Below are 13,332 nucleotides of genomic sequence, written 5' to 3'. Positions count from 1 at the left end.
GAGGGGTAAAAAAAAATCCCCCGATCTTTTCAAACCGGGGGATCAAATTTTATAAAAAGGCTACAGATTAGATCTTAGCTGATTTTACAGTTTTGATGATAACTGCTGCTACCTTGTATGGATCGGCAGCTGAGTTAGGACGACGATCTTCCAAATAACCACTCCAGTTGTGATCAACTGCGTAAAGCGGGATACGGATTGAAGCACCACGGTCAGATACACCGTAGCTAAAATCGTGAATTGAAGCGGTTTCGTGTTTACCGGTTAAGCGCTGATCGTTATCGGCACCGTAAACTGCGATACACTCTGCAACAGCCGGACGGAAGGCTTCGCAAACTGCCTCAAATTTCTCTTTGCTGTTAGCAGTACGTAATAAAGTGTTTGAGAAGTTAGCGTGCATACCTGAACCGTTCCAGTCAAGCTGACCAAGCGGTTTACAATGCCAGTTAATTGATACTCCGTATTTCTCGCCAATTCTCTCTAACAGGTAACGAGCGACCCAGATTTGGTCACCAGCTTCTTTAGCGCCTTTAGCGAAGATCTGGAATTCCCACTGACCGGCAGCAACCTCGGCGTTGATACCTTCAACGTTTAAGCCAGCCTCTAAACATACGTCTAAGTGTTCCTCAACAATTTCGCGACCGAAAGCGTTGTTAGCGCCTACTGAACAGTAGTAAGGGCCTTGCGGACCTGGGTAACCACCAGCCGGGAAACCAAGCGGTTTGTTGGTAGCCGGGTCCCACAGGAAATATTCCTGCTCAAAACCGAACCAGAAATCGTTGTCATCATCCTCGATATGAGCACGGCCGTTTGATTCATGCGGCTCACCTTTTGAGTCTAACACTTCACACATAACCAAGTAACCGTCTTTACGTTGCGGATCAGGAATAACGAAAACCGGTTTTAAGATACAATCTGACGAGCCGCCTGGTGCCTGCTCTGTTGACGAACCATCAAAGCTCCAGTTAGGAAGATCCTCTAATTTACCGCTAAAATCTTTTTCAATTTTTGTTTTGCTGCGCAGGCTTTGTGTTGGTTTGTAGCCGTCAAGCCAGATGTACTCAAGTTTTGCCATTGTTTTATTATTTCTTTTTTAAAATTGTTGGGGTGTAATACAGTTTGGTGTAAATCACAATCAATTATTGAGGCGAATTTAATTTATTTTTGTAGAATTCATAATAATATAATAAAAATTTTAACTTTTTCTTGAGAATAACGTATAAATGCAACTTAAAATAACAAATAGTTACAATTTAACTTACAAAGTTCACACATTAGCTAAACTGCAAAATAATTAGCCATCTATATTTTTCCATAGTTGTGAAAAACGCGCACCTAAAATTCAGGATTGTGTATAGGCGTTAATCCAATCAAAATATCATATAATTATAAAAATGTGTGTAAACGTATGGTTACGTTTTAACAGAATGCAATCGTTTGTTGTATTTTTTTATTAAAATTGCCATGATTTAAAAATGCTCACAGGCTAAAATGATCCGATAAAAACGTTTAGCCGCATTTTTTAAATCAAAAACCGTTTAGGTTTTAATCAGTTAATATTTTTGGTGCCCGGTTATTTAACAAAAGGGCTTTTGCAGATAGAATGAACAATACTAACAGTGTTGCAGGCAGCTATGCCGATGTTGTTTTGATAGGCGCGGGTATTATGAGCGCTACTTTAGGGGTAATGCTTAAAGAACTCCAGCCCGACCTTACCATCGAAATTTTTGAACGCCTTGATGTTATAGCCGCCGAAAGTTCGGACGCGATGAACAATGCAGGCACCGGTCACTCCGCATTTTGCGAGCTTAACTATACCCCGCAAAAGCCGGATGGCTCTATCGAGATAAAAAAGGCCATACAAATTGCCGATCAGTTTGAGGTTAGCAAGGAGTTTTGGGCGCACCTGGTTGAAACCGGCTATATATCATCACCAAAGGAATTTATAAGCAAAGTACCGCACATGAGCTTTGTTTGGGGCGATGACAATGTGGAGTATCTTAAAAAAAGACAGCAAGCATTGATAAAGCATCACTTTTTTAAGGATATGCTTTACTCAGAAGATGCCCAAAAAATAAAACAGTGGATTCCGCTGACTATGGATGGCCGCCAGGCTGACGAAAAGGTATCAGCTACTTACATGGACATTGGCACCGACGTTAACTTTGGCGCGTTAACCCGTTCGTTATTAGATAAACTCAAAGCACAGCCCGGCGTTAACCTTAGCCTTAACCACGAGGTTGATGATATAAAACGCAGCAAAAGCAATAACAACTGGCAACTAAAAGTTACTGATAACAACACCGGCAAAACACGCAAGCTCGAAGCTAAATTTGTATTTGTGGGAGCAGGTGGCGGCGCTTTACCCCTGCTGCAAAAATCGGGCATACCGGAGAGCAAGGGCTTTGGCGGTTTCCCGGTGAGCGGGCAGTGGTTGGTATGTACCAATCCGGCCATAGTAGCGCAGCATAACGCTAAGGTTTACGGCAAGGCATCGGTAGGTTCGCCGCCAATGTCGGTACCGCATTTGGATACCCGTATGGTAAATGGCAAGCGCGAGTTGTTGTTCGGTCCGTATGCCGGTTTTTCAACCCGTTTTTTAAAGAAAGGCTCACTGCTTGATCTGTTCAAGTCAATCAAGCTGCATAATATAAAACCATTGCTATCAGTAGGTATGCACGAAATGGCGCTTACCAAATACCTGATCAGCCAGGTAATGCAATCCCCTACCGATCGCCTTAAAGCCTTGCAGGATTATTATCCGCAAGCCAAACAAAGCGATTGGAAACTGGATGTTGCCGGTCAGCGCGTACAGATCATCAAAAAGGATGATAAACTGGGCGGCAAGCTTGAATTTGGCACCGAGGTAGTTACCTCAGCTGATGGCAGCATATCGGCTTTGCTGGGTGCATCGCCGGGCGCGTCAACATCAGTGCCTATCATGATACAGTTGATAGAGCGTTGCTTTAAAGACAAAGCCAAATCAGCCGCATGGCAGGCCAAGCTTAAGCAAATGATACCATCGTACGGGCAATCACTATCAAACAACGAACAATTGGCCGATGCTACCCGTGAGCGTACGGGTAGTGTATTGGGGATATTGTAAAATTACAAACAACTAAAAAGAGCGCTGTGGATTTCACAGCGCTCTTTTTATTTGTCGCTTTTACCTTTGCTAAAGTCAACAGGCTGCATAGTTCTGCCTATATTAAAAGCGATAGGCATAGTAAATGTTGAGGCTATAGCTTTACCGTTCCTGTATGCTGGTATCCATGGCGATGAAAGCTTAACCACGCGTACGGCCTCATCATTACATCCGTTTTTAATACCCTTAACAATTCTGAAATTACTTAACTCTCCGTTTGCTGATATGGTAAAATTAACAAACACCGTACCCGACGTACGTGTTTGTATGGCAGCACGGGGATAGCGTATTTGTTCGGCTAAGAATTTATATAAAGCCCTGCTTCCACCGGCATAACCAGCTCCTCTATATGTTGATGAATCAGCAAGCGGCACTTCAGTGTATTCCACCTTATTGTCTTGCTTATCAAAAATCTGCCACGTTTTCATTATTCCGCCCGAATAGGTTTCGACGTACTTTAGCGAATCTTGCAAATACCCGTTCCACTCACCAATTTTATGCCCGTTATTCACATTGCCCGATATATCGATGGTTTTAAGATCACCATCATATTCTATCCACAAGCCATCGCCTTTTTGGCATATCTGTTTTCCATCGGCATCATAACATTCCTCCAACTTTTGGGCGGGTCTGTTAGCATCATCGAAATAATTATCAACCACGGCATATAACCTGCCTTCCTGGAAATAAGTATATGCCTTTCCTTTAAGTTGCCCTTTCACAAAAAACATTTGACACTTACGCTTGCCGTTATCGTAAAATTCAATGTAATTACCATCAAATCTTGGCTTTAGCTCTTTATCCAGTGCTTTTGCAGATAGTTTGGGTTTGCCATTTTTATACATCTCCCGTATTACAAATAACTGAGGTTGCTCAGCATCCGGATAAACCAACCGTATGTATTCGGCACTATCCATGGTGTTAACCATTTCATTTCCGGCTCTAAAATAATAAATAAGCGTATCCGTTTTAGGTGGTGTGTTTTGCGCGGCCACCGATATGGCCATAATTATTGATAATAGTAAAGTGACAAGTGGTTTAAGCATGATGCAAATATAAACTACAAAGCAAATACATCAAACTTTGGTTAATAAAAACCGTTAACGTTTTTTTATATTTTTGCAACGCCTGTAAATATTGGCTTATTTAAATGGATATATCAGTAGTAGTACCTTTATATGATGAAGTTGAATCGTTACCGGAGCTTACCTCGTGGATAGCCCGTGTGATGGACGAGCATAAATTCAGCTACGAGGTAATACTGGTTGATGATGGCAGTAAGGATGGATCGTGGGAGATGATATGCCGCCTTAAACGTAGCAATCCGAATTTAAGGGGTGTTAAGTTCAGGCGCAACTATGGTAAATCGGCCGCGTTGAATGTGGGCTTTGAGGCCGCGCAGGGCAACGTTGTAATTACGATGGATGCCGACCTTCAGGATAGTCCTGACGAGATACCTGAGCTTTACCGCCGCATTGTTGAGGAACATTACGATCTGATATCGGGCTGGAAAGCCAAGCGTTACGATCCGCTTAGCAAAACCATACCAACCAAGCTGTTCAATTCGGCTACCCGCAGCATGTCGGGCATACATAATCTGCACGATTTTAATTGTGGCCTTAAAGCATACCGCAAAGCCGTAGTAAAAAACATTGAGGTATACGGCGAAATGCACCGCTACATACCTGTATTGGCCAAATGGGCAGGCTTTACCAAAATTGGCGAACAAATAGTTGAACACCGCGCCCGCAAATACGGCAAAACAAAATTCGGGCTTAGCAGGTTCATTAACGGGTTTCTGGATCTGTTATCGATATTCTTTGTAGGCAAGTTTGGCAAGCGACCGATGCACTTTTTTGGCAGCATGGGTGTATTAAGCTTTTTTACAGGTTTGGTGATGGCTTTGTGGATAATTTTTGAAAAGCTTTACCACATTGCCCGTAACGAGCATTATCGTGATACAACTGATAATCCGCTGTTTTATATAGCACTGGTTGCCATTATTTTAGGTTCGCAACTGTTTTTAACCGGCTTTGTTGCCGAACTGGTTTCGCGCAATTCAACCGACAGAAATAATTACCAGGTTGAGGAAACGGTGTGATTTTTTTGATGTGCAGATATTTTTTTGATATGCAGATGTGCAGATGTGCGAATTTGCAAATGTGCAGATCAAAAAAATCCAGATACAGGAATGAAAAATATTAGGGAATACTATCAATTAAGGTTACAAACAATTTAATCAAACTCATCTGCACATTTGCACACCCGCACATCTGCACATAAAACAAGCATGCACTATACCATTATAATCCCATTATACAATCGCCCGCAGGAAATAAAAGAATTGCTGGAAACGCTTACCCTGCAAACCTACAAGCAGTTTGATGTAATGGTGATAGAGGATGGTTCAAAAGATGATGCTGCGGATATTGTGGCAAGCTTTAATGATAAGCTCGACCTTACCTATTATGTAAAACCCAACGAGGGCCAGGGTTTTACCCGTAACTTCGGATTTGAACGTGCCAAGGGCGATTACTTCATTATATTCGATTCGGATTGCCTGATACCTGCCAATTATCTGGAAACGGTAAACAATGCACTTAGCAATAACTGGCTGGATATGTTTGGCGGACCGGATGCGGCGCATTCATCCTTCACCCCTATCCAAAAGGCCATCAGCTATTCCATGACCTCGCCTTTTACCACCGGGGGCATCCGTGGCAACAAAAAAAATATGGGCGGGCAGTTTCATCCGCGCAGCTTTAACATGGGGCTATCGCGCAAGGTGTGGGAAAAGGTGGGCGGCTTTATCATAACCCGTTTGGGTGAGGATATTGAGTACAGTATCCGCGTGCATACGGCTGGTTTCAAGATCGGCCTGATACCTGATGCCATTGTTTACCATAAGCGCCGTACCAACTTTAAACAGTTTTACAAGCAGCTGCACTTTTTTGGCAGGGCGCGCATCAATATCTATAAATTCTTTCCGCAGCAATTAAAGGCGGTACACTTCTTCCCGGCGGTGTTTACGCTTGGTTTAGGCTTTACGCTGATAGTCAATTTGCTGCAATGGCGTGTAGCATCGCTGTGCAATATTTTGTTAGGTGTTTATATATTGTTAATATTTTTTGATTCGTTAACTAAAAATAAATCTCTAAAAATCGCATTTTTGAGCATAATAACATCCCTCATTCAGCTGGTGGCCTATGGCTTCGGTTTTATGCAGGATTTTTGGAAACGAGTTATCATGAAAAACGCTTAGCATCTGTATATGTACCATCCGTTTTCTATTATAGAAACATTAAAATCTTCATGGGCTATACTGAGAAAGAACTTCATACCGCTGGTCATATATTCTGTTCTCTCGCTCATCATCTATAAAATAGTTGATGTGATCATGTTTGTGTTTTTTGCCGGTGCCGAAGAAATTGTTAGCGGGCTGATACAGTTTTTTTTGCAGGGCATTATACAAACCTATCTAACACTCAGCTTTTACAAACTTATTTTAACCCTTATGGACAGGGAGTATTATGAGTTTGAGTTTAAAGATATAGTACCATCATTACGCATGGCTGTAAACTTCATAGCCATTTGCATATTGTTCGGCATACTGGTATGTATTTTGGTTTTTATAAACCTTGTACTTGAACGCCAGGATAAGCTGTATTCTGAGATATTTACAGTTATAGCTGTGTTAGGCCTGCTGTATCTTTTATTACGTTCTGTTTTGTGTGTATGCTTTATAGTTGATGATGATTCAAAGCCTATTGAATCACTAAAGCAAAGCTTCGAAATAACTAAAGATAATTTCTTGAAAACATTGGGTATCGTTTTCAGCATTTTCGCTATAATGATCCTTACCCTTATCCCTATTAATGCTATCATCACCTTTTTACAACCCGAAAATGAAGATGATTATTTGTTTTTAATAGGGTACTACGCCTGGTTTGCCATTGCATTTCCGGCGGTACAGGTAATTATTATGGTAACCTACCGCAAACTGGTTTACAGCCACATGGATGTTGACGACAGCGTTGCCGAAACCGACTAAACTATGGGTTTAAAAGCCTCTCTGAGTAAAATATTTGCCGCCTACGTTAACCGCCAGCTAAATAAGCAGCGCAAAAACGCGGTGCCCCTGCAACATAAAACCTTTTTACAGCTGATAGCACAGGCTAAGGATACCGACTTTGGCAAGGCGCACAACTTTGACCAGATACGTACCTATGCCGATTTTAAGCGCCACGTACCCGTGCGCGATTATGAGGAACTACGCACCTACATTGAACGTATTGTAGCCGGCGAAGCCAACGTAACCTGGCCGGGCAAACCGCTGTATCTTACCAAAACATCGGGTACTACATCGGGGGTTAAATACATTCCGCTATCAAAAGAGAGCATGCCGGGGCATATCAAGGCTGCCCGTAATGCCTTGCTAAGCTATATTCACGAAACCGGGCGTGCCGAATTTGTGGATGGTAAAATGATATTTTTACAAGGCAGCCCCGAGCTGGCCGAAAAAAATGGCGTACCGGTTGGTCGCCTGTCGGGCATTGTGGCGCACCATGTGCCGGGCTACCTGCAAAAAAACCGGCTGCCAAGCTACACCGTAAATTGTATTGACGATTGGGAGCAAAAGGTAGATGCCATTGTTGAGGAAACCAGCCAGGCAGATATGCGCCTGATATCGGGCATACCGCCCTGGTGCCAAATGTACTTTGACAGGCTATCGGCCAAACATGGCGGCAAAAAAATAAAGGATATATTCCCGAATTTTAGGCTGTATGTATACGGCGGTGTAAATTATGAGCCTTACCGCAGCCGTATGGAAGAAAGTATTGGCTTCGCGATTGATACCATTGAAACCTACCCGGCATCAGAAGGCTTTATCGCTTTTCAGGATTCGCAAAAGGAACGGGGTTTGCTACTACAGGTTGATCTGGGTATGTTCTACGAGTTCATTCCCGCGGATGAGTATTTTAACGAGAACCCTACCCGCCTTAGCTTAGCGGATGTGGAACTGGATAAAAACTACGCCCTGATACTCAATACCAACGCCGGCCTTTGGGGTTACAGTATTGGCGATACGGTGAAATTCATATCGAAAGATCCGTATAAAATTATAGTAAGCGGGCGCATAAAACACTACATATCAGCCTTTGGCGAACACGTTATAGGTGAAGAAGTAGAGCATGCGCTAATGAGCGTAGCTAAAGAGGAAGGGCTTGACGTTGTGGAGTTTACCGTAGCACCGCAGGTTACGCCCGATGCCGGACAACTACCCTACCATGAGTGGTTTGTAGAGTTTGGCAAAGAGCCTGCCGACTTAAAGGCTTTTGCATTGAAGGTGGATAAGGCACTACAAAAGAAAAATATTTACTATTTTGACCTGATAGAGGGTAACATTTTACAGCCTTTGATAGTCAATAGTGTAAAAAAGGATACTTTTATAAATTATATGCGGTCGCAAGGGAAACTGGGTGGCCAAAATAAGCTTCCGCGCCTGGCAAACGACAGGAAGATAGCGGACGAATTGAAACAGTACATAAATTAAACGCTGCCGCGGATGTTATGCCGCACAGCGACAGATGATGTTTGATAATATAGCTCAAATAAAAAACATAGCCATTTTAGGCTCAACGGGCAGCATAGGCACGCAGGCGCTGGAGGTGGTTACCGAAAATCCCGACCGGTTCCAGGTAGTGCTGCTAACGGCTAATAGCAATGCCGACCTGCTGATACAGCAAGCGCTGGAATTTTACCCCGTACACGTAGCTATTTGCGATGAAAGCAAGTTTGGCTATGTAAAGGAGGCCTTATCAAAAACCGAAATAAAGGTACATGCCGGGCACAAAGCCATTACTGAGCTGGTTACCCTGCCCGAAATTAATATTGTGCTTACCGCCATGGTGGGCTTCGCGGGGCTTGAGCCTACTATTGCCGCCATTAAGGCCGGTAAAGATATCGCGTTAGCAAACAAAGAAACCCTGGTAGTAGCCGGTGAATTGATCACTGATCTGGCGCGAGAACACGGCGTAAAGATATTACCTGTAGATTCTGAACATTCGGCTATATTTCAATGCCTGGTTGGCGAGGAGCAAAACCCGATAGAGAAGATCATACTAACCGCATCAGGTGGCCCTTTCCGTGGCAGGGATGCCGCTTATTTGACCAATGTTACCCGCGAGGATGCCCTCAAACACCCCAACTGGGTAATGGGCGCCAAGATCACCATTGATTCGGCCTCGCTCATGAATAAAGGTTTAGAGGTGGTTGAGGCCAGGTGGTTGTTTGATCTGCAACCCTCGCAAATTGAGGTGATCGTGCATCCGCAATCCATCATCCACTCTATGGTTCAATTTCAGGATGGCTCCCTAAAGGCACAAATGGGCTTGCCTGATATGAAATTGCCTATACAATACGCCCTGGGTTATCCGCAGCGTATAGCCAATAATTACAAACGCTTTAGCTTTACCGATTACCCTTCGCTTAGCTTCGAGCAGCCTGACATAAAGACATTCCGTAATCTTGGTTTGGTATTTGATGCACTGCAAGCGGGCGGTAATATGCCCTGCATAGTTAACGCGGCAAACGAGGTAGCCGTAGCGGCCTTTTTAAACCGCCAAACCGGCTTTTTGGCCATGAGCGATATTATTGAGGCCTGCATGCAAAAGATGGAATTTATTGAAACCCCTACCTTGCAGCATTACCTTGAAACTGACAAGCAGACACGCCTGTTAGCACAAAATTTAATACAAACTTTGCCGTTAAAGGCTTTACAACTTGACACAAACTAATAAATGGACGTAATAGTAATGATAGGCCAGTTACTGCTTGGTCTTTCGATCCTGGTAATTTTACACGAGTTTGGGCACTTTATTGCCGCCCGCGCTTTTGGTATCAAGGTTGAAAAATTTTACCTGTTTTTTGATGCATGGAATTTCAGCCTGTTCAAATTCACTTACAAAGGTGTTGAGTACGGCATTGGCTGGCTGCCTTTAGGCGGCTATGTTAAAATTGCCGGTATGATAGATGAATCAATGGATACCGAGCAAATGGCAGGTGAACCACAGCCTTGGGAGTTTCGCTCGAAACCGGCCTGGCAACGCCTTATTGTAATGCTTGGCGGTATCATTGTAAACATCATAGTAGGTATATTCATCTTCTGGATGCTGACCGTGAAATACGGCGAAACCTATATCCCGAACAGCGAGATCAAGTACGGTATTGTACCCGGCAGCATCGGCGAAAAGATAGGTTTACGGGCAGGCGATAAGATATACGCCATAAACGGCAATACCGTTGAGCGCTTTGATGACGTCATCAGCTCAAAAGTATTGATTGACAACGCAACGCTGAACATTGATCGCAACGGCAAAAAACTGGACATTACCATTCCTGCTGATATTTTGAATGATATATCTGACCTGGGTATCGAACAGTTTATCAGCCGTATGCCGCGCACCAAAATATTGGTTGATAGCCTGGCTCCTAACAGCGGTGCTAAAAAAGCCGGTCTTGCCCATAACGATGTAATTACCGCTATTGACAACAAGCCTGTTACCTTTTTGGACGAGCTTCAAAAGGAGTTAAAACAACACAAAAACAGACAGGTTGCCCTTACCGTTGATCGTGAAGGTAAATCACTTACACTTAACCCGCATGTAAGTAAGGATGGCACTATTGGCTTCGCGAATAAATTAGATATCCCTGAAAAAACCATCAACTATAGCTTATTCGCATCTTTACCTATCGGTGCCGAAAGAGCTATCACTTCATTTAAGGATAACGCTAAAGGTTTAGGCAAGTTATTTACCGGTAAAGTAAAGGCTACCAAAGCCGTATCAAGCCCTATAGGTATTGCTACTCTGTACGGCGGCCAGTGGGAGTGGGCACGTTTTTGGAGCCTTACAGGTCTGTTATCAATGGTATTAGCCTTGATGAACCTGCTACCTATCCCGGCACTGGATGGCGGCCATGCCCTGTTCCTGCTTATCGAGATGATAAAAGGCAAACCACTAAGTGATAAATTCCTGGAGCGCGCCCAACTGGTAGGCTTCGTGATGCTGGTATCGCTGATGCTGTTCGCATTCGGTAATGATATTTTCAAGCATATACTGCCTAAGTAAAGGCCGTTTATAAAATAAACAAAAAGCGCTGATAGGATAACTATCAGCGCTTTTTGTTTGTGTGCTGGTTTTGTTGGATTATATATAATAAGTCGCGTAATTATTATACTCATAAATATCCCCCCTGTCATTTCGAGCGATAGCGAGAAATCTGTACGATTTGCTATAAACGTGTACAGATTCCTCTTCGTACCTCGTTCGGAATGACAGAATTTAAAACACAAACGCACAAACCGCAAATAATCTATCCTCCCGGCATCAGAAATGCCCGGAGTAGCACAAGCCCTGCCAAAGCACAAACTTTCACCGGGCAGGGCGTAGCCGGCGACTTTTGTTTCTTTTGATCGCTCAAAAGAAATTGAGGACAGGTAATGAAGCGATTTGAGTAAAGTGCTTTAGTTGAGAGATTGTGGTTTAATTATCGTCAGTCTGCTCTTGGGCGCAGGGCCCAGTTACTTTACCTTAGATGCAAAGTAACCAAACATCAAGGCAGAAAAAACCTTCAACCCACAGGCCATACTCCCTGGCCCGGTTTTCTGCCAGGCCTACGCGCTTTTTAAGAACTTAATTATTAAAGTCCTCCCCTTGGGGAGGATTTAGGAGGGGTTGTACGAGGAGAAATCTGTCGCTTGTTTATTGAACGCAGACAGATCTCTCACTACCGTTCGAGATGACAAGTATTAATTTATAAAAGCTCCTACTTCACCTTCCCCACAAAATCAACTATCCCGGTAACCAGTTCGGGTTTCAGGGGCAGTTCGGGGGCATTGTAGGTGGCCATGTTTTGCTTGGTATCGGCAGGGGCGGCTTTTAGTACATGGTTCATCTCGGGGATGATGGTTAGTTGCGCGTCCGATTTGCCTTTCTTTAGCTTTTCGGCCTGGGCGGTGGGCACTTGCAGGTCGGTTGTGCCTTGCAGTATCAGCACCGGCATTTTCAGTTTCTTGATCTCGCGCTGAGGGTCATACCTGCACCACGACATGATGTAGCCTTGTATGCTTGGGCGGGCTATAAAGTATAGCGAGGCATCCACATCGGGTGTTGTTTTACCACGCTTCAGGCTGTCGAGCACGCGTTTAAAACCATCGGCAATATACTTTGGCTGGGTTTTCATTTGTTCCGAAAGTATCTTCTCGGCAGGGTCGCCCGCGCCGGCTACGGATATAAAACCCTTTACCGGAGCTTCGGCAGAAGCAAGCATCCCTACTAATGATCCCTCACTATGGCCCAATACAATTATTTTTGAGAACTCACCTTTGTCGTTCACGTCGTTTATCAAACCAACGGCATCCTCCACCATATCCTCAAACTTCAATTCCGACTCCTTAGTAGTGCTTGTCGACTGGCCGATCAAACGTTTATCATATCTTAAAGTAGCTATGCCTTTTTTGCCCAGCTCATTGGCCAGCTGCATGTAGGCATTCGTATTAAGGCCAAGCTTGGCGCTATTGCCGTTACGGTCGGTAGGGCCTGAACCTGCAATAATCAACACTAATGGCACCTTGCCCTCGCCTTTAGGCTTTACCAACGAGCCTGATATATTGCCCGAAAATGTTTTGAGTGTATAAGGAGTTTCCGTAAGCGATGCGTCAATGGCTGCTGTGCTTGCTGCGGCCTCGCCCGGGGTTGCCTCATAAGGGCGTAATAGTAAACCTATGTATTGGTTTTGTGCGTTAACGGCTACGTTGAGGGTAAAGGTTGCTTTTTCAAAGTTGGCTTTGTAAACAGATACATTGCCTTCCAGCTTCAAAAAATCAGCATTCTTTAACATACCCAGCTGGTTTTTAAGCTGTATGGTAGTGGTACGAAACTGATCGGCCGGCAGTGCAGCCTTCATTTCGGTGCTAAAGCGGGTGTATACGCTATCGGGGTGGCCGGTATTGTATTGTTTAATAAAGTATTGTACGGCTTTCTTGTTGGCTTCAGGCTCGGCCTGGGCAAACAGGTTAATGGTAGTTAGGGTAAGTATTACTGCGGTAACAAGCGTTTTAAAAGCGGTCATTCTAAACGTTAGTTTTTATAATAGGATAATTAACAAATCTAATCAAAAAATCGTGG

Annotated in this window: 10 protein-coding genes; 7 read left to right on the top strand and 3 right to left on the bottom strand. The window is 43.8% G+C overall.

Annotated elements, in window-relative coordinates; genetic code table 11:
- Positions 1-67: 67 nt before the first annotated feature.
- Entirely contained in the window at positions 68-1,075 is a 1,008-nt protein-coding gene (locus IM792_RS00670; RefSeq protein ID WP_194099755.1) for a glutamine synthetase beta-grasp domain-containing protein, read from the bottom strand.
- Between the two features lie 528 nt (positions 1,076-1,603).
- Between IM792_RS00670 and IM792_RS00665 the strand changes: the two genes are divergently transcribed.
- Positions 1,604-3,106 carry a malate:quinone oxidoreductase gene (locus tag IM792_RS00665; protein ID WP_194099754.1) on the top strand — a complete coding sequence of 501 codons (1,503 nt, stop codon included), beginning with the start codon at positions 1,604-1,606 and terminating at the stop codon, positions 3,104-3,106.
- A gap of 47 nt (positions 3,107-3,153) precedes the next feature.
- On the opposite strand, the gene IM792_RS00660 is transcribed toward IM792_RS00665, so the two are convergent.
- Positions 3,154-4,191: an energy transducer TonB gene (locus IM792_RS00660; protein ID WP_194099753.1), complete on the bottom strand. Its 1,038-nt coding sequence runs from the start codon at positions 4,189-4,191 to the stop codon at positions 3,154-3,156.
- Between the two features lie 104 nt (positions 4,192-4,295).
- Here IM792_RS00660 and IM792_RS00655 point away from each other — a divergent pair, with 104 nt between their 5' ends.
- From IM792_RS00655 to rseP, 6 genes are all read left to right on the top strand, one after another.
- Positions 4,296-5,246: a glycosyltransferase family 2 protein gene (locus tag IM792_RS00655; RefSeq protein ID WP_194099752.1), complete on the top strand. Its 951-nt coding sequence runs from the start codon at positions 4,296-4,298 to the stop codon at positions 5,244-5,246.
- Between the two features lie 189 nt (positions 5,247-5,435).
- The gene (locus IM792_RS00650) at positions 5,436-6,407 is read left to right on the top strand and encodes a glycosyltransferase (RefSeq protein ID WP_194099751.1); all 972 of its coding nucleotides are present in this window, start codon (positions 5,436-5,438) and stop codon (positions 6,405-6,407) included.
- A gap of 9 nt (positions 6,408-6,416) precedes the next feature.
- Positions 6,417-7,196, top strand: a complete 780-nt coding sequence (locus tag IM792_RS00645) for a hypothetical protein (RefSeq protein ID WP_194099750.1) — start codon at positions 6,417-6,419, stop codon at positions 7,194-7,196.
- A gap of 3 nt (positions 7,197-7,199) precedes the next feature.
- Complete coding sequence (locus IM792_RS00640; RefSeq protein WP_194099749.1) at positions 7,200-8,699, top strand: GH3 auxin-responsive promoter family protein; 1,500 nt, start codon at positions 7,200-7,202, stop codon at positions 8,697-8,699.
- Positions 8,700-8,733: 34 nt separating this feature from the next.
- Positions 8,734-9,942, top strand: a complete 1,209-nt coding sequence (locus tag IM792_RS00635) for a 1-deoxy-D-xylulose-5-phosphate reductoisomerase (RefSeq protein WP_194099748.1) — start codon at positions 8,734-8,736, stop codon at positions 9,940-9,942.
- A 3-nt stretch (positions 9,943-9,945) separates the two neighbouring features.
- A complete protein-coding gene (gene rseP, locus IM792_RS00630; RefSeq protein ID WP_194099747.1) occupies positions 9,946-11,274 on the top strand; it encodes an RIP metalloprotease RseP in 1,329 nt (442 codons plus the stop codon).
- A 697-nt stretch (positions 11,275-11,971) separates the two neighbouring features.
- Here rseP and IM792_RS00625 read toward each other — a convergent pair.
- A complete protein-coding gene (locus IM792_RS00625; RefSeq protein ID WP_194099746.1) occupies positions 11,972-13,276 on the bottom strand; it encodes an alpha/beta fold hydrolase in 1,305 nt (434 codons plus the stop codon).
- Positions 13,277-13,332 lie beyond the last annotated feature (56 nt).

Source organism: Mucilaginibacter sp. JRF (assembly GCF_015223065.1).
In the GTDB taxonomy this organism is placed as follows: Bacteria; Bacteroidota; Bacteroidia; order Sphingobacteriales; family Sphingobacteriaceae; genus Mucilaginibacter.
This window is presented reverse-complemented; position numbering and strand designations above follow the sequence as displayed.

Bases quoted from the DNA above. Each gene is read 5' to 3' on its own strand.
- IM792_RS00670 (WP_194099755.1), bottom strand. From the start codon at position 1,075: ATGGCAAAACTTGAGTACATCTGGCTTGACGGCTACAAACCAACACAA.
- IM792_RS00665 (WP_194099754.1), top strand. From the start codon at position 1,604: ATGAACAATACTAACAGTGTTGCAGGCAGCTATGCCGATGTTGTTTTG.
- IM792_RS00660 (WP_194099753.1), bottom strand. From the start codon at position 4,191: ATGCTTAAACCACTTGTCACTTTACTATTATCAATAATTATGGCCATA.
- IM792_RS00655 (WP_194099752.1), top strand. From the start codon at position 4,296: ATGGATATATCAGTAGTAGTACCTTTATATGATGAAGTTGAATCGTTA.
- IM792_RS00650 (WP_194099751.1), top strand. From the start codon at position 5,436: ATGCACTATACCATTATAATCCCATTATACAATCGCCCGCAGGAAATA.
- IM792_RS00645 (WP_194099750.1), top strand. From the start codon at position 6,417: ATGTACCATCCGTTTTCTATTATAGAAACATTAAAATCTTCATGGGCT.
- IM792_RS00640 (WP_194099749.1), top strand. From the start codon at position 7,200: ATGGGTTTAAAAGCCTCTCTGAGTAAAATATTTGCCGCCTACGTTAAC.
- IM792_RS00635 (WP_194099748.1), top strand. From the start codon at position 8,734: ATGATGTTTGATAATATAGCTCAAATAAAAAACATAGCCATTTTAGGC.
- rseP (WP_194099747.1), top strand. From the start codon at position 9,946: ATGGACGTAATAGTAATGATAGGCCAGTTACTGCTTGGTCTTTCGATC.
- IM792_RS00625 (WP_194099746.1), bottom strand. From the start codon at position 13,276: ATGACCGCTTTTAAAACGCTTGTTACCGCAGTAATACTTACCCTAACT.